The following is a 19,328-nucleotide window of genomic DNA, read 5'->3' on the forward strand; positions in this document are numbered from 1 at the left end:
CCTGGGCTTGCTGGGCCGGCTGAATCCGACCGACGCTGCTGCCTACCGCGGTTTAATGGGTTGATGGAGCTGATCACGCCCACCGACTCGATATTCTTGCTGGGCGAATCTCGCGAGCACCCCATGCACGTCGGCGGCCTGGCTTTGTTCGAGCCGCCGGAAGGCGCCGGACCGGATTTTCCGCGCGAGACCTACGAAGCCCTCGTCGCCAACCGGGAATTCCAACCGACCTTCCGTAAGCGTCCGGCCCGGCTTCTCGGCGGTATCGCCAACGTCGGGTGGGCCTACGACGACGAGGATGACATCGATATCGACTACCACCTGCGGCGTTCGGCGCTGCCCGCGCCCGGGCGGGTGCGCGATTTGCTCGAGTTGACCTCGCTGCTGCACGGCAGCCTGCTCGACCGGCACCGGCCGTTGTGGGAGGGCCAGTTCATCGAAGGGCTGAACGACGGTCGGTTCGCGCTGTACACCAAGTTTCACCATGCGTTGGTCGATGGTGTTTCGGCGCTGAAGTTGATGCAACGCTCGCTGTCCAACGATCCGAATGACCAGGAGATGCGGGCGATTTGGAATTTGCCTCGTCGGCGGCACTCGGGTGGCCGGTCGCGCTGGCAAACGATCAGTCAGTTCGCGGGATCGGTTGCAGCCCTTGGCCCGTCGGCTTTCTCACTGGCCCGCGCGGCGCTGCTTGAACAGCAATTGACCCTGCCGTTCGCTGCCCCCCGCACCATGCTCAACGTTCCGATCGGCGGTGCCCGCCGGTGCGCAGCGCAATCGTGGTCGCTGGACCGCATCAAAAGCATCAAGCAGGCCACCGGGGTCAGTTTCAACGACGTCGTGCTGGCGATGTGCGCCGGCGCGCTGCGTTACTACCTGGCTGACCAGGATGCACTGCCGGACACGCCGCTCATCGCGATGGTGCCGGTGAGCCTGCGCAAAGAGGACGACGCCGACAGCGGCGGCAATATGGTCGGCACCATCCTGTGCAGTCTGGCTACCGACATCGACGATCCGGCGAAGCGGCTCGAAGCGATCAGCGAGTCGACGCGCGGCAACAAAAAGGTGTTTTCCGAGCTGCCCCGGCTGCAGGCGCTGGCGTTGTCGGCGTTTCTGATGTCACCGATGGCTCTGGCCGTGGTCCCCGTTCTGGGTACCTCAGCCCCGCCGCCGTTCAATATCGTCATCTCGAATGTGCCCGGGCCCACCGAACCGATGTACTGGCGCGGCGCTCGCCTCGACGGCAACTACCCCCTGTCGATCGCGTTGGACGGGCAGGCTTTGAACATCACCGTGGTCAACAATGCCGGCAACCTCGACTTCGGTCTGGTCGGCTGTCGGCGCAGTGTGCCGCATCTGCAGCGGCTGCTCGGAGATCTGGAGACGTCTCTCAAAGACTTGGAACGCGCGGTCGGGGTCTAAAGCGCGCATGCCCAAGCGAAGCGCCGGGCTGCTGCTGTACCGGGTGCGCGACGACGTGGTGGAAGTGCTGATCGCGCATCCGGGCGGCCCGTTTTGGGCTCGAAAGGACGAGGGCGCATGGTCGATCCCCAAGGGGGAGTACACCGACGGTGAGGATCCTTGGGATGTGGCACAGCGTGAATTCGTCGAAGAACTCGGGCTTTCGGTGCCGGCCGGCGCGCGTACCGACTTCGGTTCACTGAAACAACCCGGCGGCAAGGTTGTCACGGCGTTTGCGGTGCTGGCTGATCTCGACGTCACCGGTGCAGCCAGCAACACCTTCGAGCTGGAGTGGCCCAAGGGTTCCGGAATGATCAAAGAATTTCCCGAAGTCGACCGGGTCGGCTGGTTCACGGTGGCACAAGCCCGAGTCAAGCTACTCAAGGGCCAACGGCCATTCCTGGAGCGGCTGATGGCGCAGCCCGCGTTGGCGAACCTACGCGAAGACGGCTGATCCGACGGTATGTTCGCACCCATGCAGACATTGCGGACACCCGACGACCGGTTTGCCGAGCTTTCGGAATTTCTCTATCCACCAAGGTATTACGATGTTCCTGATGGCGACGGCGGCACGTTGCGGATGGCGTGGGTCCAAGACGGTCCCGACGACGCCGACCCGATACTCATGCTGCATGGAGAGCCGTCGTGGTCGTTTCTGTACCGCAAGATGATCCCGGTGCTGGTCGAGGCCGGGCATCGCGTCGTGTGCCCGGACCTGGTCGGGTTCGGGCGTTCGGACAAGCCGACGCGGCGCGAAGACCACACTTACGCCCGTCACGTCGAGTGGGTCCGCACCCTGGCGTTCGACGTCCTGAATCTGCAGCGCGTCACCCTGGTCGGCCAGGATTGGGGCGGGCTGATCGGACTGCGACTGGCCGCCGAGCATCCTGACCGGTTCAGCCGGATCGTGGTGGCTAACACCGGACTGCCGACCGGCGACATCCCGATGCCGAAGATCTGGTGGCAGTTTCGCGAGGCGATTCAGAATCAGCCGTCGCTGGACATCGGCCGATTCGTGCAGGGAGGCTGTCGCCGACCGATGAGCGACGCCACCCGCGCGGCCTACGATGCGCCATTTCCCGACGACAGCTACTGCGTCGCGCCGCGCGCCATGCCGGGCCTGATCCCCACCTCGCCCGACGATCCCGCCGCCCCGGCCCAGCGGTCTGCGTGGGCGACGCTGTGTGCAAGTGAAACGCCGATGCTGGTCGCGTTCAGCGACGGCGATCCGATCACCGGCGCGATGGCGCCAATCTTCCAGCGGGAGATGCGAGGTGCTCAAGGAATCGAGCATCCGGTAGTCCGGGATGCCGGGCACTTTGTGCAGGAGGACGCCGGCGAAGAGCTCGCCGGTTACATCGTCGACTTCCTGCGCTGACGCCGCCCGGCTGAGTCAGGTTGCGTACGCCGGCCCCTCGGGCAGCAGGTGCTGACGGACCAGCTTGTGCCAGCGTCGATGCCGGTGCCGGAAAATGCCTTTCGCGATCGTCGCAACCACAGCAGTAGCGGGCCCCGCGTCGATGGCGATCGAGTCGGTGTAGTGGCAGCTGTGGTCGTCGACCGGCGCCACGTGCAGTGTGTGGTCCCAACTGGCGATGACGCCGCCGTGTTCATGGGTGCGGATGGTCCGCGTGCCGTGGTCGACCGCGGTCACTTCGATGGTGTGGCGGTAGGCCGGGATGAGGTGAAATGCCCACAGCCAGCCCGTGCCGCGTTCGCCGAGGCGCAGCGGCTCTGATCTACCGTTCAATGCCGGCATGCCGAAGAGGCCCCGGCATACGTACAGCATCGTCGCCGGTGACTGCATCGCTTGCCACACCCGGTCTGCGCCGGTGGGCAGCGTCGTCGTCAGCTGTATGGTCTGCACGTTTTCGACCCCTGAGGCTGTCGCCGGATAGCTAGCTACCAGCGCTTTTTCGCAACTTTACGGGGTCGATAAGTCAGCCGCGTTCCCAGGGCGCGGTTTCGTCCATCTTCTTGTAGTACTTCGCCAGGTGGCTCTTGACCCGGTCGATGTCGGATTTCGGCAGATCGATACCACCCCGCGCACCGTCCATGATCGCGCCGGCGATCATCACTCCGCGGGGCACGGCTTTGAGCTTCCCGCCGATCACGTCGGCAATCAGCAGTTTGTAGGCGGTGAAGTTGTCCTTATGGCCGCTGTCGTACCAGACGTGCGCATCGCGATACTTCTGATTCGGCTTGTCGTGCGCGTCGGCCCACTTGCGGACGCGCTTTTCAGCAGCATCGCCGTCCCATTTGCGGTCGCGGTCTGCCAACGGCAGATCCTGAAACGCGGTCACAGACATGTTTGTCGCGTGCCCGCTGCCTGCGTCCGGTAAACACCGGCCAGTGGTGTCAAGATGAACGCGTGGATCTTCCCGTGCAGCCGCCGATCGAACCGATGTTGGCCAAGGCGGTTGGCACGGTTCCCGCCGAGCCAGGTGTGTGGTCCTACGAACCGAAGTGGGACGGATTTCGCGCGTTGGTATTTCGCGACGGCGATGAGGTGGTGCTGCAGTCGCGCAACGGCAAAGACCTCGGTCGCTACTTTCCGGAGCTGCTGGCGGCGATTCACCGTGAAGTGTCGCCGCGCTGTGTGCTCGACGGCGAGATCGTCGTCCCCCGTAACATCGACGGACGGATCCGGCTGGACTGGGACTCACTGTCCCAACGCATTCACCCTGCCGCCAGCCGCATCAACATGCTGGCCGAGCAAACACCGGCGCACTTCATCGGCTTCGATGCACTGGCCACCGGTTCGGCGTCGCTGCTGGGCGAGCCGTTTCGCATCCGCCGCGCAACGCTTTCAGAGCTGGTCGACGCGACGGACTGGTGTCATGTCACCGGCACCACCGAGGATCCCGAACTCGGCGCGCATTGGCTGATCACATTCGAGGGCGCCGGACTCGACGGCGTCGTCGCCAAGCGACTCGACGGCGCCTATCTGCCGGGTAAGCGAGAGATGGTGAAAATCAAGCACGCCCGCGACGCCGACTGCGTAGCGATGGGCTACCGCATCCACAAAAGCGGCGAAGGCATCGGATCCATCCTGTTGGGCCTCTACCGCGATGGCCGGCTGCACATGGTCGGTGGCGCAGCGTCGTTCACCGCTAAGGAGCGACTGAAGCTGCTCGCCGAGCTGGAACCGCTGCGCGTCGGCGATGACGTGGTCTACGACGGGGAGCCCAGCCGGTGGAATGCCGCGGCCGACAAACGCTGGGTGCCGATCCGGCCGGACCGGGTCGCCGAGGTCGCCTACGACCAGATGGAAGGGGACCGCTTCCGGCACACCGTCCGCTTCGTGCGCTGGCGCCCCGACCGCGACCCGGAAAGCTGCACTTTCGACCAACTCGACGTACCGCTGAACTACGACCTCTCCGACGTCTTGGAGTCGTGATGGCAAGCCCCGCTGAAGAACTCGACGTCGACGGGATCGCGGTCCGGCTGACCAACCCGGACAAGCCCTACTTCCCAAAGCTGGGCCCCGCCGGTACCAAGCGCAAAGTCGTCGAGTACTACCTGGCGGTGGCCCGCGGCCCGATGCTGGCCGCGCTGCGGGACCGGCCAACTCATTTGCAACGTTTCCCGGAGGGCATCGACGGCGAGGAGATCTACCAAAAGCGAATACCGCAGCACCATCCCGACTACTTGGAGACCTGCCGGGTCACGTTTCCGTCCGGACGAACAGCAGACGCGCTCAAGGTGACTCACCCCGCGGCGATCGTGTGGGCGGCCCAAATGGGCACCATCACCCTGCATCCGTGGCAGGTGCGCTGTCCCGATACCGAGCATCCCGACGAGTTGCGCGTCGACCTCGACCCGCAGCCGGGAACCGGTTTCGCCGAGGCGCGCACGATCGCGGTCGATGTACTCAAGCCGCTGCTCGAGGAACTCGGGCTGGTCGGCTATCCCAAGACGTCCGGGGGCCGCGGCGTACACGTATTTCTGCGGATCACAACGGACTGGGATTTCATCGCCGTTCGCCGTGCCGGGATCGCGCTGGCCCGCGAGGTCGAGCGCCGCGCGCCGGACGCGGTGACGACGTCGTGGTGGAAGGAGGAAAGGGGCGCCCGGATCTTCGTCGACTTCAACCAGAACGCTCGCGACCGCACGTTCGCGTCGGCGTACTCCGTGCGGCGCACTGCGGTCGCCACCGTGTCGATGCCGCTGACCTGGGGCGAACTTGCCGGCGCCGACCCCGACGACTACACCATCGGCACCGTGCCCGACCTGGTGGCCCGCCGCGACGACCCGTGGGCCCAGATGGATTCGGTCCAGCAGTCGATCGCTCCGCTGCTGGAGATGGCGGCTACCGACGAGGAACGCGGGCTCGGTGACCTGCCCTATCCGCCCAACTATCCCAAGATGCCCGGCGAGCCGAAGCGGGTTCAGCCCAGCCGGGACGTCGATTATAAGTCAAACTAACCACGATCGTTACGAGCGCGTTATAGTGTCCGCATGCTTCATTCTCGTCTGAGCCCCGTAGTCCGCGCCGGTGTCGCGGTACTTGCGCTTGCTGCTGCCGCGACAGCCTTCCCTCGCGTCGCCTCGGCCGATTCCACCGAGGACTATCCGATACCGCGGCGGATCATCCAGACCACCTGCACGCCCGAGCAGCTACTGGCCGCCGCGCGCGATTACGCGCCGGTGTATTACGAGCGATACATGAACGACTACCACAACCATGCCAACTTCCATCAGGCAGTTCAGGACAAGGCGCACTGGTTTTTCTCGCTGTCACCGGCAGAGCGCAGGCAGTACTCCGACCACCTCTACGAGGGCGACGTCGCCGACCCGATGACGAAGGCGTGGGTCAACAACTTCAAGATCTTCTTCAACAACAAGGGCGTCGTCGCGAAGGAAACCGACCACTGCGCGGACTATCCCCCCAACGACATGTCCGTGTGGGATTGGTGAGCAGTAGCTCAGCTTGATTGTGCGATCAGCCCGACGCAGGTCGCGGTAAGCAGCCGGGTCAGCGCGGATACGAAGTCAATGTTCCAGTCGGCTGAAACCTGGGTTTCCCCGGCGTAGGCGTCGCTGAGCCCTTCCGGCGGGTGGGCGATCTGCCACAACGGCGCCGCCAACGAGTAGGCCGCCAGCAGGACGTCGAGCGCGCCCGAGCGCCCCAACGCCGGCAAGGCTTGCTCGATGGCATCCGCGAGCGACATCACGGCGCCGTCGCTGATGCGCTTGACCTCGATAACCCGGTCGATGTCCACCTCGTGCTCGAGGTGCAGATGCAGATTGGCCAGCAAGTCGCAGAACAGCGGGTCGGCCGCGAGGCCCTGGGCCAGCGTCTCCGCCACCCGCGCCGGTGACATCGGGCCCGGCTGGCGCAGCCGCTCAGATACCGTGTTCGACCACGTCACCCAGCCTTCCGCCGCCAGGTGCAGCAGCACCTCTTTGTGCGAGGTGAAGTAGCGACGCACGGCCGAGTAGTGGATTCCGGCACGCGCGGCGACGGCGGTCAACGTCACCGAGGCGACACCGATTTCCAGCGCCAGCGAACGCGCGGCCTCCACCAACGCGTCCGCACGCTGGCGTTTCTTCGCTGCGGTGCGGGCGCGCTGGAAGGTCAGTTGCGCCACGGCCAGAGGATAACGCACGCCGCGTGATTTCCGGCCTGATCGGCGGAGGTTTACGCAGGCACGCGCGCGATCCTGGTCAGCGCCGTTGATCCACCAATTCGCGTACTACCGGACGAGGCGGGTATGGCCGAAGCAGCCCACTGGCCGGACGTGTGCGTACCCGCTGTGGCCACCAGAACCAGCGGCCCAGCAGCGCGGCGATCGACGGCGTCATAAACGAGCGCACCACCAGGGTGTCGAACAACAGGCCCAGGCCGATCGTGGTGCCGACCTGGCCGACGACGGCCAAATCGCTGACCGCCATCGTCATCATGGTGAAGGCGAACACCAGGCCGGCCGAGGTCACGACCGAGCCGCTGCCGCCCATCGCGCGGATGATGCCGGTGTTCAGCCCGGCGTGAATTTCCTCTTTGAACCGCGCCACCAGCAGCAGGTTGTAGTCCGACCCCACCGCCAGCAGGATGATGACCGACATCGCGAGCACCATCCAGTGCAGATTAAGCCCGATGAGGTGCTGCCAGATCAGCACTGAGAGACCGAAGGCACTGCCCAGCGACAACGTCACGGTGCCCACGATGACCGCGGCGGCGATGACGCTTCGGGTGATGATCAACATCACGATGAAAATCAGGCATAGCGAAGCGATCCCGGCGATGACCAGGTCATAGGCGGACCCGGTGGCCAGGTCTTTGTACATCGGCGCCGTACCACCGAGGTAGACCTTGGAGCCTTCCAGCGGGGTGCCTTTGATGGCCTCGTGCACGGCGTGTTTGACCGGCTCGACGCGCGAGATGCCCTCGGGAGACGCCGGGTCGCCTTCGTGGGAGATGATCATCCGCACTGCATGGCCATCCGGAGATAGGAACATCTTGAGGCCGCGTTTGAAATCGGGGTTGTCGAACGCTTCGGGCGGCAGATAGAACGAGTCGTCGTTTTTGGCCTCGTCGAAGGCGTGGCCCATTGCCGACTGGTTCTTCATCATTTCTGCCATCTGATCCTGCAGCCCACCCATGGTCTGCTGCATGGTCAGCTGCATGACCCGCATGCTTTTCATGGTCTCGATCATCGGCGGCATCACCGTGAGCATCTGCGGGATCAGCGTGTCCAGCCGGTCCATGTCAGGCATCAGATTCTGAATGTCATCGGTCATGATGTCGACGCTGTCGAACGCTTCGAGGACCGAGCGCAGCGACCAGCAGATCGGAATGTCATAGCAGTGCTTTTCCCAATAGAAATAGCTGCGGAACGGGCGCCACATGTCTTCGAAATCGGCCATGTGCACCCGCAAATCCTGGATATGGGCTTCCATGTCGTGCATCTTGGTGACCATGCTGTGGGTGGTCTCGGCCATGCCCCGGGTGATCTCAAGCATCTGTTCCATGCTGGTGATGGTGCGCGCCATATCCTCACCCATCACCAACATGTCTTTCATGCGGTCTTGCATGTATTGCATGTTCAGTTGCTGAGTGGTGCCCTGCATGCTGATCGCAAACGGGATCGACGCGTGGTTGATCGGAGTGCCCAGGGGTCGGGTGATGGCCTGCACCCGTCCGATGCCTGAGGTGCGAAAGACCGCCTTGGCCACCTTGTCGATGACCAAAAAGTCCGCGGGGTTGCGCATGTCGTGGTCGGTTTCGACCAACAACAGATCCGGGTTCATCCGGGCCTGGGAGAAATGCCGATCCGCGGCCGCATACCCCTCATTGGCCGGAATATCGGCGGGCAGATAGTCGCGGTTGTCGTAGCCGGGTTTGTAGCCGGGCAAGGTGATCAGGCCGACCAGCGAGACGGCCACCGTCGCGACCAACACCGGCCCGGGCCAGCGCACCACCGCTGCACCGATCTTGCGCCAACCCCGAATCCGCATGGCCCGCTTGGGTTCCAGCAGACCGAACCGACTGCCGACCACCACGACAGCGGCCCCCAATGTCATTGCGGCCGCGACCATGGTGAGCATGCCGATGGCCAACGGGACACCCAGGGACTGGAAGTACGGCAGCCGGGTGAAGCGCAGGCAGAACGTTGCGCCGGCGATCGTCAGCCCCGAGCCCAAGATCACATGACTGGTTCCGCGATACATCGTGTAGAACGCGTTCTCCCGATCCTCGCCGGCAGTGCGCGCTTCTTGATATCGGCCGATCAGGAAGATCGCGTAGTCGGTCGAGGCGGCGATCGCCAACGTCACCAGCAGATTGGTCGCAAAGGTCGAGAGCCCAATGAGGTTGTGGTAGCCCAGGAACGCCACCACGCCGCGGGCCGCGGCCAACTCCAAGAAAACCATCCCCAACACCAACAGCACCGTGCCGATGGACCGGTAGACGAACAGCAGCATGACGATGATCACCAGGAAGGTCATCCCGGTGATCAGCTTCAGGCTGCGGTCGCCGGCGATGTGCTGATCGGCCAGCAGCGGCGCCGCCCCGGTCACATACGCCTTGACCCCGGGCGGTGCCGGGGTGTCCTTGATAATTTTCTGGACAGCCTCGACGGACTCGTTGGCCAGGCTCTCACCTTGGTTGCCCGCGAGATAGACCTGGACGTAGGCGGCCAGACCGTCCGGGCTTTGCGAACCCGCCGCAGTCAGCGGATCACTCCAGAAGTCCTGGACGTTCTCGACGTGTTTGGTATCCGCCCGCAGCTTGGCGACCAGCTCGTTGTAGTAGTGGTGGGCCGCATCGCCAAGTGGCTTCTGGCCTTCCAACACGACCATGGCTGAGCTGTCGGATTTGAACTCTTTGAAGTCGGCGCCGACGCGCTTGGTGGCGATCATCGACGGCGCGTCCTTGGGGCTCATGGACACTGTGCGCATCTGTCCCACCACGTCTAGCTGGGGGACGACGACATTCAGCAGCACCGTGACCGCCACCCACGCGAGGATGATCGGCACCGCCAACCGGTGGATCCACAGTGGCAAGCGCTCCCGCACCGCCTGGACCGGGGCAGGCAGGGCGTCGGTCGGCGCCTCGGTGACGTCGGTGCTCATGCGGACTTCACCAAGCAGAAGGTCTGGGCGTTCACGCCGCTGCGGATCCTTTCGTCTTTGACGACGCCGTCGACGGTGATGCGGCAGCCGATGGTGTCGCTGTGCCCCTGCGCCACGATGTTGGGGCTGACCGCGGGGTCAGTAGTCGACAATTTGAGCGACCACGGCAGGGGTGCGGAGTCGACCCGCTTGGGGTCGGCGTTGAGATCCAGGTAGTTGATGTCGGCCACAGTGCCGTTCGGACTGAAGATCTCGTAGACCACGACCTTCGGGTTGAACGGCTTGGTGTCTTCGAACACCTGTGACGAGCCACCCGCGTTGCCGTGCGCACCGAAGTAACCGTGCACCCGGTAGACCGCGAACCCGCCGACAGCGATGACCACTACGACAAGCAACGGCAACCACACGCGTTTGAGAAGCTCAAACATCTGAAAACCTTGCCCCTCTTTCCGCTACCTGCTCGCTCGTGATCTCCTCCGCATCCGAGCCATTCAATGGCACGGTGCAGGGGTGCGCCTCAGCTGAGTCATCGGCTCGGTCATGGTCATGGGTGCCTCCATCCTGAGCGGGGGCCAAGAGACTCAACTAATTAGCTTGTGTGTAACCTTAGCTACTCTAATCGGAATAGGCCGATAGACGGAAACCGGGTGGGAAGGGCATGCAATGACCTGGACAGGCTCGCGGATCGGTGGCGGCGACCAAGCTTGTCGGCGTACTCCAGATCGGTCTCCAAGTCCGACACGGGGCGGTACCATCCAGCTCATGAAGGTAGCAAGGTTCGCCTCGATCGCCGCCGTCGCCGCTGCAGTCGGCCTGGCCGCCCCGGCATACGCGGACATCGACACTGATTTTGACAATCAGCTCAACACGTACGGCCTATACGGCGCCCACGACTACAACCCTTATCTGGCCAAGATCGCCTGCCGACGGATGGGCGACGGGATCGACCCCGATGCTGCCGCCTCCGCTCGGTTCGTGAAGAACAACCTGGCCAGGGGCACCACCCAGGTGCAGGCGTACCAGTTCCTCGGCACCGCCGTCAGCTTCTACTGCCCTGAGCTGGCGCCCAAGCTGCAGAACATCCCCGCGAGCTAGCATTTCGCCCCGCGTCCATTAGGTCGCCGGCACGACTCCGCGAGGCAGCGTCAGCGGCAGATCGGTGTAGGTCGCGATGCCCGGCGCCGCGGCGACCACCGCCGGGATGGCGTTGATGGTGGGCATCGCCGTCATGATGTGGCCGAGCGTCATGAAGTCGGCGATCGTCTCCGCCTGGAAATCCGGTGGCGGCAGAAAGCTCACGGTGGTTTTTACGCTTGGCCGTCCGTCGACCTGGATCACCCAGCCGTCCTGGTCGATCTTCCAGTCCGGCTCCAATGTTTGGCCCTTACGCCACCGCACGTTGAGCTCCACGACGGTTTTGCCACCGATGACGCCTTGCCAGCTGGCGTAGACGCCGGCGACGCACCCGGCCGGGATAGTCCATGAGCCGAGGTCGAGATCGGCTGTGGTTTGGGCATATTCCGCGGCGCAGCGCACCTCGTCGAGTTCGACGCCCAGCGCGTCGGCAACCAGCCGCACCGCCTCGCCGAAAACCGCGGTGCCCTGAGCCGTCATCGCCGGCAGTTCGGGGTCGTCGATCGGTGTGCCGAAACCCACCGGAAGCTCGGTTGCCGGGGAATCGTAAAAGGTGGTGTCGGCAGCCTCGTTGACAGTGATCTTGTCGACCCGATCGCAGACCACCGCCGACACCACCGCCAGCAATTCGGCGAAGCCCGGGCTGACCCCGGACCCGAACATCGTCGAGCCGCCCTTTTGGCACGCCTCGGCGATCCGGTCGCGGCCGGCGCCGAGGTTGTGGCCGGTGATAAACGACGCGGTCGCAACGACGTTGGCGCCGGTAGCCAAAATGCGTACCAGCTCGTCGACATCAACCCACATCGGGTTGTAGACCACGCAGTCGGGCTTCAGCGCAAGCAGCGCGTCGACGTCGTCGGTGGCGGCTACGCCAAGCGGCGCAATACCGCACAACTCGCCGACATCACGACCGACCTTGTCGCGAGACCAGGCGTAGCACCCCACGAGTTCGAGCATGGGGTTTGCGGCGATCGCCTGAACCGAGCTCTTCCCGACATTTCCTGTTGTCCACTGGACGACCCGATAGTTGTTTGGCACTCGCTCAGCATAGGAAAGGACCGGCGCGGTTGATAGCCCTACTAATCCTCGACGGTTACTCCACCGCGTGAACGCTTACGCCGACGTGACGACGACTTCCCGCTCGGGCGGCGGTTACGCAAACCGCCGCGAGGGTTTTCGGTAGCGAGCGTGTCCTCGGCGGCGGGCAGTTCGTCGCCGGTCGACTCAGGTTCTTCGGCGGCCGACTCGGCGATCTCGGTGGGTTCGGCCTCCGCTTCGACGGTCTCGGTGGGTTGATCGTCGGACGCGGCGGTCTCGTCATCGGCAGCGGCGGTTTCCGCTTCTTGCGTCTCAGCGGCTTCGCTTTCGTCCACCTCGTCCGCCTCGGCTGCTTCGTCCGCCGAGGCCTCCTCGCCGGCCTTCTTCTTGCCCCGCAACCGACGCTTGGCCTTCTTCGGCTTCAACGGTTTCGGCGGAGGCGGAGGCAGCTCAGCGACGAAGGACAGGTAGAAGCCGAAGATCCCGAGCAACGCGATCGCGGCGGCTGCGCCATAGATTCCGAATAGCCACTGCCCGGCGGCGTCGAGACTCAGCCAGATTTCGCTGATCGCGGCGCCGATGATCAGCACACCGGCCAGCACGTGCGCGACGATCGACCAGGTGCGCAGACTGAGCGCCAGCTGCGGGGTCCCATACTCCGGCTTGCGGGTGCGCAACAGCGTGAACACGACCGGCAAGGCCGACAGGGCGATCAGCACCCCGGCCACGATGCGCAGCGCCGTGCCCAACGTGTGCGAGGTCTGGCCCATCAGCTCAAGCCAGCGCGGCAACACGAAGAAGAAATAGAGGACGCCGGCAGCAATCGAGAACGACGCGTGCCACAGTGTGGCGGCGGTGCGCCCCATACCCCTCCTCAACTTGGTGGTCCGGCGCGACCATCGAGCCTGGTCGCGCCCCAGACCGAGCGCGGAGGATGCGGGATTTGAACCCGCGAGGGCTATTAACCCAACCCGCGTTCCAGGCGAGCGCCATAGGCCACTAGGCGAATCCTCCGTCGGCCATGGTAGCCGAGCTGTCAGTGAGCGCCTTCGGTCACCGCGCAAGTCGGGTACTACACTCTCGGTGGACCCCGCGCGGCGTTTATCCTGTGAACTCCCCCAGGGCCGGAAGGCAGCAAGGGTCAACGGGCTCTAGCGGGTGCGCGGGGTCCCCCATGTCGGAGCCTGCGGGGTGGTCCGACTTTTGTTACTCACGGCGTTGACGATGAAAGGGCGCATGGTGTCGGTCGGCTCCCTTAGCACCCTCAGCTCAGCGGACCTCGCGGCTCTGCATGTGCGCCACCAGCAGGACTACGCCGAGCTGCAGGCCATGAAGCTGACGCTGGATCTCACCCGTGGTAAGCCGTCGGGCGAACAGCTCGATCTGTCCAACGCGCTGCTGAGCCTGCCGGGGGAGGACTTCCGCGACGCGGACGGCACCGATACCCGCAACTACGGCGGTCTGCACGGGTTACCGGAGCTGCGAGCGATATTCGGCGAGCTGCTCGGCATCGGCGTGCCGAACCTGATCGCGGGCAACAACGCCAGCCTCGAGTTCATGCACGACGTGATCGTCTTTTCGATGTTGCACGGCGGCGTGGACTCGCCGCGGCCCTGGCGGGACGAGCCCAACGTCAAGTTCCTCTGCCCGGTGCCCGGCTATGACCGCCATTTCGCTATCACCGAGACGTTGGGCATCGAGATGATCTCCATTCCGATGCGCGACGACGGCCCCGACGTCGACCTTATCGAGGAACTGGTCGCCGCTGACCCAGCGATCAAGGGCATGTGGGCGGTACCGGTGTTCGCCAACCCGACCGGGGTGACGTACTCCTGGGAGACAGTTCGGCGCCTCGTCCAGATGCAGACCGCGGCAAGCGATTTCCGGCTGTTCTGGGACAACGCCTACGCCGTGCACACCCTGACAATGGACTTCGACCGGCAAGTCGACGTCTTGGGCTTGGCCGCCGCGGCCGGCAATCCCAACCGGCCCTATGTCTTCGCGTCGACGTCGAAGATCACCTTCGCCGGTGCGGGCGTCAGCTTCTTCGGTGGATCGCTGGGCAACATCGCCTGGTATCTGCAGTACGCGGGCAAGAAGTCAATCGGCCCGGACAAAGTCAACCAGCTACGGCATCTGCGCTTTTTCGGCGACGCCGACGGGGTACGCCTGCAGATGCTCCGCCACCAGCAGATCCTGGCCCCCAAATTCGCGCTGGCGCTGGAAATCCTCGACAAGCGCCTGGGTGAGTCCAAGATCGCCTCGTGGACCGAGCCGAAAGGCGGCTACTTCATCAGCCTTGACGTGCTGCCCGGCACCGCGCGGCGCACCGTCGCACTGGCCAAGGACGCCGGTATCGCGGTCACCGAGGCGGGCGCGTCGTTCCCGTACCGAAAAGACCCGGACGACAAGAACATCCGAATTGCGCCGACCTTCCCGTCGATACCCGACTTGCGCAACGCCATCGATGGGCTGGCGACGTGTGCGCTGCTGGCCGCAACCGAATCCTTGGTCAAATCCTCGGCTCCATGACGCCGGGCGTGCAGTTGGGTTCACGTTCGCGCCCGAGCGTGAAGCCAGCTTCACGTTGGGCGGGGGCAGCCGTCCGTCTCACCCCGTCGGTAACCTGCTGACTGTGGCTCTCTACCGCAAGTACCGACCGGCAACCTTCGCCGAGGTAGTGGGGCAGGAGCATGTCACCGAGCCGCTGTCGACGGCCCTGGCGGCGGGTCGCATCAACCACGCGTATCTGTTCTCCGGCCCGCGCGGCTGCGGGAAGACGTCGTCGGCGCGCATCCTGGCCCGCTCGTTGAACTGCGCGCAGGGGCCGACGCCCACCCCGTGCGGCGTTTGTGAATCCTGCGTCGCACTGGCGCCCAATGGGCCCGGCAGCATCGACGTCGTCGAACTCGACGCGGCCAGCCACGGCGGAGTTGACGACACCCGCGAGCTGCGGGACCGGGCCTTCTACGCGCCGGCCCAGTCGCGCTACCGGGTGTTCATCGTCGACGAAGCGCACATGGTGACCACCGCCGGGTTCAACGCACTGCTCAAGATCGTCGAGGAGCCGCCCGAACATCTGATCTTCGTCTTTGCCACCACTGAACCGGAGAAGGTGCTGCCGACGATCCGGTCGCGCACTCATCACTATCCGTTCCGGCTGCTGCCGCCGCGCACCATGCGGGCACTGATCGAGCGGATCTGTCAGCACGAGGGTGTCGCCGTCGACGAGGCGGTGTATCCCTTGGTGATCCGCGCGGGCGGCGGCTCGCCCCGCGACACGCTCTCGGTGCTCGACCAGTTGCGGGCCGGTGCCGACGACAACCGGATCGGCTACCAGCGGGCGCTGGGCCTGTTGGGCGCCACCGACGTCGCACTGATCGACGACGCCGTCGACGCGCTGGCCGCCGCCGACGCGGCGGCGCTGTTCGGGGCAGTGGAGTCGGTCATCGACGCTGGCCACGACCCACGTCGGTTCGCCACCGACCTGCTGGAGCGGTTCCGGGATCTCCTTGTGTTACAAGCTGTTCCGGATGCCGCAGCGCGCGGTGTGGTGGATGCACCGGAGGACGTGCTGGACCGGATGCGCGATCAGGCGACCCGGATCGGGCCGGCGACGCTGACGCGGTATGCCGAAGTAGTGCAGGCCGGGCTCGGTGAGATGCGCGGTGCGACGGCACCGCGGCTGCTGCTGGAGGTGATCTGCGCCCGGCTGCTGCTGCCCTCGGCCAGTGACACCGAGTCGGCGCTGCTGCAGCGGCTCGAGCGGATCGAGACCCGGCTGGAGATGTCCATTCCGTCGGACACCCCACCAGCCGCACCGCCCAAGGCTGCCCCGCCCAAGGCCTCCCCGCCCAAGGCGGCCCCTCCCCCGCCCCAGCCGAAAGCACCTCCGCCGCAACCCGCCGCGGTCCCCGAACCGGCACCTGCAGCTGCCGCGGGTGAGCCGGGCGCGGCCGCGGTGCGAACGCTGTGGCCCACGGTGCGCGACAAGGTTCGTCAACGCAGCCGCACCACCGAAGTGATGCTGGCCGGGGCAACCGTCCGCGCGGTCGAGGGCAACACGCTGGTGTTGAGCCATGAGTCGGCGCCGCTGGCCAGGCGGCTCTGCGAGCAACGCAACGCCGACGTCATCGCCGAAGCCCTCAAAGATGCACTGGGCGTGAACTGGCGGGTGCGCTGCGAGCCCGGCGTGGCTGCGCCACCGGTCGAGGATGGCAACCCGGCGCAGCCCGCCGAAGAGGACAGCATGCTCGCCGAGGCCGGCCGCGATGACACCTCAGCGCCGCGCCGCGATCCCGAAGAGGCGGCCCTGGAGTTGCTGCAGAATGAGCTCGGCGCGCGCCGCATCGACAACAGTTAGCGGTGCTACCGCAAAACTTACGGCTGCCACCACGGCCGCAGCGGTAGTCCGCCATCGTCGCCGCGTCCGTCGGATTTGACTGCCAACACGTGGTGCAGCTGAATCTTGTTCTGCTCGAAGCCGACTCGCGAAGCCGCCATGTACAGGCCCCAGACTTTGGCGATCGGCAAACCGACCTCGGCGACCGCCTCATCCCAGTGCGCTACCAGGTTGCGGCACCAGTCCCGCAATGTCATCGCGTAGTGATGGCGGAAATTCTCCTCGTGTAGAACCTCTAGCCCGGTCTCTTGGATTTCGGTGGTGATCCGCCCCGAGCCGGTCAATTCCCCGTCAGGAAAGACGTAGCGATCGGTGAAGCCGCTGCCGCTGTACTTCGACCGGTTGTCGTGGCGGGTGATGCAGTGATTGAGCAGCAGTCCGCCGGTGCGCAGCTTCGTCTTGAGGAAGCCGAAGTAGGCCGGGTAGTTCTTCACCCCGATGTGCTCGGTCAGGCCGATCGACGAGACCGCGTCGAACCCGCCTTCGCGGACGTCGCGGTAGTCGGAGTGCCGCACCTCGGCCAACTCACCCAGGCCCTCGGCCTCGATCGCCCGCTGCGCCCAGGCGGCCTGTTCGGCGGACAGCGTCGCGCCGATCGCGCGAACGCCGTGGCGGGCGGCGTAGCGGACCATGCCGCCCCAGCCGCAGCCGACGTCGAGCAGCCGGTCACCGGGCTGCAGGCGCAGTTTGTCGAAGATCAGCCGGTACTTGTTCTCCTGGGCTTCCTCGAGCGTGGCTTCGGGGTGCGGATAGACCGCGCAGGTGTAGGTCATCGACGGCCCGAGCACCCACTCGTAGAAGGTGTTGGACACGTCGTAGTGGTGATGGATGGCCTCGGCGTCACGGGTTTTACTGTGCCGCAGCCCTTCTGCGATGCGGCGCCACCGGGGCAGCGCCTCCTGCGGCGGCGGCGCGACCGGCAGCAGCCGCTCGAACCCGATCGAGCGCACGACGTTGGCCAAAACCATCGGTGAGGGTCGCTTGAAATCGAGTTTGTCGACCAGCGTTTTGAGCAGCTCATAGGGATCGCCGGGATGCACGCCGTGTGCCTGCAGATCACCGGAGACGTACGCGCGGGCCAGCCCGAGCTCACCGGGCGCGGTGGCCAGGTAGGTGGTGCCGCGCGGGGTCAGCAGATCCAGCCCTAGCACCGCATCGTCGGGGCCGGCGCTGCTGCCGTCGTAGGCGGTGAACTTCAGCGAGTGCTTACTGCCTTCGGTGAAGATCGCCAGGATCTCAGCCAGGCTCAACTTGCCGTTCGTCGGTGCATGCGCCCGACCCTCCTTGATCGCCGTCATCGCCGTTGCACCGCCTTCGCGTAGAGGTCGAGGAGACGCGCGTCCGGGTCATACATCTTCTTGACCGTTTTGTAAGCTTCCCCGCCATAGAGTTCGTCGAATTCCTCACGGGTGTAATAGGATTCGGAGTACAGCGACTTGTGCCCCTCGAGCTCGCCGACCTTCGCCTCGATCAGCCGGTTCGTCGCACCCTCGGTGGCGCCGACCGGCACCGACGACCAGAAGCCGACGTTGACGTACGTGCGGCCTGCGCGGATCGGATACAGCGGCCAGCCGCCCTGGTCGCGCAACCGCAGCGGGCACAGCCAGACCGGCGTGATGGGCACGGCGTCCAAGAACCACTCCAAGAACTCGCGGGTGCGCTCGATGGGCACCTCGATGTCCTGGACTACCCGCTCGCGCGGTGGTCTACCCTTGCGCTTCTCGATCCGGTCGGCGATATCGAACCGCTGGTCGAGGCCTACCAACTTCCAGTAGAAGCTGCTGCGCCGGTAGCGGCGTGGCCACCACCGCCGCACGCGGGGGTTCTGCGCGCCGAACGAGCGTGAGCACCAGAACCAGTCGGTATCCCAGCGCCAGAAGTAGTCGTGCATCGTCAACCGGTCTTCTTTGCTGCCGGTGTCGTGCTGGATCGAGCGGTAGTAGATGTTTTGCCCGGTGTAGTCACTGACCGGTCCCGGTGTGGTGGTCCGCGCACCGATGCACAAATAGCTTTCGTCGGCGCTGAACACCACCCCGTCGAGGTAGTCGACTGGGACACCGTCCCATCCGCCGGTGTCGATAATGCGATCCATTGCCGCCACCATGTCGGTCAGTGCATGAAATCGCAGATGCCGCAGCGCGACGAAAGGTTTGACAGCCTCTAACTCGATCCGCAGCCGAGTCGAATACCCGAGGGTGCCATACGAATTCGGGAATGCTCGATACAGGTCGGGGTGCTGTTGCGGCGAGACGGTGAGCAAGTCGCCGGCGCCGGTGAGAATGTCCATCTCGAGCACCGACTCGTGGGGCAAACCGTTGCGGAACGACGCCGACTCAATGCCGAGCCCGGTGACCGCCCCGCCCAGGGTGATCGTCTTCAATTGCGGCACGACCAGCGGCGACAGGCCGTACGGCAGGGTCGCGGCGACCAGGTCCTCATAGGTGCACATGCCGGCCACGTCGGCGGTGCGGGCCTCGGGGTTGACGGAAATGACGTTGGTCAACCCCGATGTGTCCAGCCCGGGCGCACTCTGTTTACTGCGGGCACGAAACAGATTGGATGTGGGCTTGGCAAGCCGGACAGACGCCGTCGCGGGAATGGAGCGATAGCTTCCCAATAACCGCTCGACGCCCGCCCGATGTAAGTCGGCTTCGCGAACAGGCACCACAGCTACCCTAGTCCCCGACAGCGGCAAACGCATCGATACAGCAGCGTG

The 19,328-nt window shown here is 65.0% G+C and carries 18 protein-coding genes, 1 tRNA gene and 1 other RNA gene; 10 read left to right on the forward strand and 10 right to left on the reverse strand.

The window, feature by feature from the left end:
* Window positions 1–63: 63 nt before the first annotated feature.
* The 3 genes from AC5Y5W_RS20030 to AC5Y5W_RS20040 are packed head-to-tail and all read left to right on the forward strand — an operon-like array spanning window position 64 to window position 2,839.
* On the forward strand, window positions 64–1,422 hold the full coding sequence (locus tag AC5Y5W_RS20030; protein ID WP_500013047.1) for a WS/DGAT/MGAT family O-acyltransferase: 1,359 nt from the start codon (window positions 64–66) through the stop codon (window positions 1,420–1,422).
* 7 nt (window positions 1,423–1,429) lie between these two features.
* Window positions 1,430–1,915, forward strand: coding sequence for an NUDIX hydrolase (locus tag AC5Y5W_RS20035; protein ID WP_500013048.1), 486 nt, complete (start codon window positions 1,430–1,432; stop codon window positions 1,913–1,915).
* Window positions 1,916–1,936: 21 nt separating this feature from the next.
* Complete coding sequence (locus tag AC5Y5W_RS20040) at window positions 1,937–2,839, forward strand: haloalkane dehalogenase (RefSeq protein ID WP_500013049.1); 903 nt, start codon at window positions 1,937–1,939, stop codon at window positions 2,837–2,839.
* Between the two features lie 15 nt (window positions 2,840–2,854).
* Here AC5Y5W_RS20040 and AC5Y5W_RS20045 read toward each other — a convergent pair whose 3' ends face one another.
* Together AC5Y5W_RS20045 and AC5Y5W_RS20050 are read right to left on the reverse strand one after the other, a co-directional pair.
* Window positions 2,855–3,328: an Rv1443c family protein gene (locus AC5Y5W_RS20045; protein WP_500013050.1), complete on the reverse strand. Its 474-nt coding sequence runs from the start codon at window positions 3,326–3,328 to the stop codon at window positions 2,855–2,857.
* 73 nt (window positions 3,329–3,401) lie between these two features.
* A complete protein-coding gene (locus AC5Y5W_RS20050; RefSeq protein WP_500013051.1) occupies window positions 3,402–3,770 on the reverse strand; it encodes a hypothetical protein in 369 nt (122 codons plus the stop codon).
* A gap of 62 nt (window positions 3,771–3,832) precedes the next feature.
* Between AC5Y5W_RS20050 and AC5Y5W_RS20055 the strand changes: the two genes are divergently transcribed.
* The 3 genes from AC5Y5W_RS20055 to AC5Y5W_RS20065 are packed head-to-tail and all read left to right on the forward strand — an operon-like array spanning window position 3,833 to window position 6,381.
* The gene (locus AC5Y5W_RS20055) at window positions 3,833–4,861 is read left to right on the forward strand and encodes an ATP-dependent DNA ligase (protein WP_500013052.1); all 1,029 of its coding nucleotides are present in this window, start codon (window positions 3,833–3,835) and stop codon (window positions 4,859–4,861) included.
* Window positions 4,861–5,889 carry a DNA polymerase domain-containing protein gene (locus AC5Y5W_RS20060; protein ID WP_500013053.1) on the forward strand — a complete coding sequence of 343 codons (1,029 nt, stop codon included), beginning with the start codon at window positions 4,861–4,863 and terminating at the stop codon, window positions 5,887–5,889. The genes AC5Y5W_RS20055 and AC5Y5W_RS20060 overlap by 1 nt, the downstream gene beginning before the upstream one ends.
* A 33-nt stretch (window positions 5,890–5,922) precedes the next feature.
* Entirely contained in the window at window positions 5,923–6,381 is a 459-nt protein-coding gene (locus AC5Y5W_RS20065) for a DUF5078 domain-containing protein (RefSeq protein ID WP_500022525.1), read from the forward strand.
* An 8-nt stretch (window positions 6,382–6,389) separates the two neighbouring features.
* Here the strand turns inward: AC5Y5W_RS20065 and AC5Y5W_RS20070 are convergent, their stop codons facing one another.
* From AC5Y5W_RS20070 to AC5Y5W_RS20080, 3 genes are read right to left on the reverse strand one after another with little or no spacing between them, the layout of a single operon-like run.
* Complete coding sequence (locus AC5Y5W_RS20070) at window positions 6,390–7,073, reverse strand: TetR/AcrR family transcriptional regulator (RefSeq protein ID WP_500022526.1); 684 nt, start codon at window positions 7,071–7,073, stop codon at window positions 6,390–6,392.
* 58 nt (window positions 7,074–7,131) lie between these two features.
* Window positions 7,132–10,038 carry an MMPL/RND family transporter gene (locus tag AC5Y5W_RS20075; RefSeq protein ID WP_500022527.1) on the reverse strand — a complete coding sequence of 969 codons (2,907 nt, stop codon included), beginning with the start codon at window positions 10,036–10,038 and terminating at the stop codon, window positions 7,132–7,134.
* Window positions 10,035–10,466, reverse strand: coding sequence for an MmpS family transport accessory protein (locus AC5Y5W_RS20080; protein ID WP_065014603.1), 432 nt, complete (start codon window positions 10,464–10,466; stop codon window positions 10,035–10,037). Before AC5Y5W_RS20080 ends, AC5Y5W_RS20075 begins: the two co-directional genes overlap by 4 nt.
* A 334-nt stretch (window positions 10,467–10,800) precedes the next feature.
* On the opposite strand from AC5Y5W_RS20080, the gene AC5Y5W_RS20085 reads away from it, so the two are divergent.
* Complete coding sequence (locus tag AC5Y5W_RS20085; RefSeq protein WP_500022528.1) at window positions 10,801–11,133, forward strand: DUF732 domain-containing protein; 333 nt, start codon at window positions 10,801–10,803, stop codon at window positions 11,131–11,133.
* A gap of 18 nt (window positions 11,134–11,151) precedes the next feature.
* Here the strand turns inward: AC5Y5W_RS20085 and AC5Y5W_RS20090 are convergent, their stop codons facing one another.
* From AC5Y5W_RS20090 to AC5Y5W_RS20100, 3 genes are all read right to left on the reverse strand, one after another.
* The gene (locus tag AC5Y5W_RS20090) at window positions 11,152–12,210 is read right to left on the reverse strand and encodes an NAD(P)H-dependent amine dehydrogenase family protein (protein WP_500022529.1); all 1,059 of its coding nucleotides are present in this window, start codon (window positions 12,208–12,210) and stop codon (window positions 11,152–11,154) included.
* A 41-nt stretch (window positions 12,211–12,251) separates the two neighbouring features.
* Window positions 12,252–13,076 (reverse strand): lipid uptake coordinator LucA, encoded by an 825-nt coding sequence (lucA, locus tag AC5Y5W_RS20095; protein WP_500022530.1) that lies wholly within the window; start codon window positions 13,074–13,076, stop codon window positions 12,252–12,254.
* Between the two features lie 62 nt (window positions 13,077–13,138).
* Window positions 13,139–13,224: transfer RNA gene (locus tag AC5Y5W_RS20100), tRNA-Ser, on the reverse strand.
* Window positions 13,225–13,291: 67 nt separating this feature from the next.
* On the opposite strand from AC5Y5W_RS20100, the gene ffs reads away from it, so the two are divergent.
* The 3 genes from ffs (at window position 13,292) to AC5Y5W_RS20115 (ending at window position 16,573) form a co-directional block, all read left to right on the forward strand.
* An RNA gene (ffs, locus tag AC5Y5W_RS20105) (signal recognition particle sRNA small type) lies at window positions 13,292–13,388 on the forward strand.
* Window positions 13,389–13,446: 58 nt separating this feature from the next.
* Window positions 13,447–14,742 (forward strand): aspartate aminotransferase type Ic, encoded by a 1,296-nt coding sequence (locus AC5Y5W_RS20110; protein WP_500022586.1) that lies wholly within the window; start codon window positions 13,447–13,449, stop codon window positions 14,740–14,742.
* 103 nt (window positions 14,743–14,845) lie between these two features.
* Window positions 14,846–16,573, forward strand: coding sequence for a DNA polymerase III subunits gamma/tau (locus tag AC5Y5W_RS20115; protein WP_500022531.1), 1,728 nt, complete (start codon window positions 14,846–14,848; stop codon window positions 16,571–16,573).
* Window positions 16,574–16,590: 17 nt separating this feature from the next.
* Here the strand turns inward: AC5Y5W_RS20115 and AC5Y5W_RS20120 are convergent, their stop codons facing one another.
* Window positions 16,591–17,910, reverse strand: coding sequence for a class I SAM-dependent methyltransferase (locus tag AC5Y5W_RS20120; protein ID WP_500022532.1), 1,320 nt, complete (start codon window positions 17,908–17,910; stop codon window positions 16,591–16,593).
* Window positions 17,907–19,313: an FAD-binding oxidoreductase gene (locus AC5Y5W_RS20125; protein WP_500022533.1), complete on the reverse strand. Its 1,407-nt coding sequence runs from the start codon at window positions 19,311–19,313 to the stop codon at window positions 17,907–17,909. Before AC5Y5W_RS20125 ends, AC5Y5W_RS20120 begins: the two co-directional genes overlap by 4 nt.
* Between the last annotated feature and the right edge of the window lie 15 nt (window positions 19,314–19,328).

Source organism: Mycobacterium sp. NGS51 (assembly GCF_059812525.1).

Coding starts and splice junctions, on each gene's coding strand:
- AC5Y5W_RS20030 (WP_500013047.1), top strand. CDS start 64: ATGGAGCTGATCACGCCCACCGACTCGATATTCTTGCTGGGCGAATCT.
- AC5Y5W_RS20075 (WP_500022527.1), bottom strand. CDS start 10,038: ATGAGCACCGACGTCACCGAGGCGCCGACCGACGCCCTGCCTGCCCCG.
- AC5Y5W_RS20125 (WP_500022533.1), bottom strand. CDS start 19,313: ATGCGTTTGCCGCTGTCGGGGACTAGGGTAGCTGTGGTGCCTGTTCGC.
- AC5Y5W_RS20040 (WP_500013049.1), top strand. CDS start 1,937: ATGCAGACATTGCGGACACCCGACGACCGGTTTGCCGAGCTTTCGGAA.
- lucA (WP_500022530.1), bottom strand. CDS start 13,076: ATGGGGCGCACCGCCGCCACACTGTGGCACGCGTCGTTCTCGATTGCT.
- AC5Y5W_RS20060 (WP_500013053.1), top strand. CDS start 4,861: ATGGCAAGCCCCGCTGAAGAACTCGACGTCGACGGGATCGCGGTCCGG.
- AC5Y5W_RS20120 (WP_500022532.1), bottom strand. CDS start 17,910: ATGACGGCGATCAAGGAGGGTCGGGCGCATGCACCGACGAACGGCAAG.
- AC5Y5W_RS20035 (WP_500013048.1), top strand. CDS start 1,430: ATGCCCAAGCGAAGCGCCGGGCTGCTGCTGTACCGGGTGCGCGACGAC.
- AC5Y5W_RS20050 (WP_500013051.1), bottom strand. CDS start 3,770: ATGTCTGTGACCGCGTTTCAGGATCTGCCGTTGGCAGACCGCGACCGC.
- AC5Y5W_RS20110 (WP_500022586.1), top strand. CDS start 13,447: ATGGTGTCGGTCGGCTCCCTTAGCACCCTCAGCTCAGCGGACCTCGCG.
- AC5Y5W_RS20065 (WP_500022525.1), top strand. CDS start 5,923: ATGCTTCATTCTCGTCTGAGCCCCGTAGTCCGCGCCGGTGTCGCGGTA.
- AC5Y5W_RS20080 (WP_065014603.1), bottom strand. CDS start 10,466: ATGTTTGAGCTTCTCAAACGCGTGTGGTTGCCGTTGCTTGTCGTAGTG.
- AC5Y5W_RS20085 (WP_500022528.1), top strand. CDS start 10,801: ATGAAGGTAGCAAGGTTCGCCTCGATCGCCGCCGTCGCCGCTGCAGTC.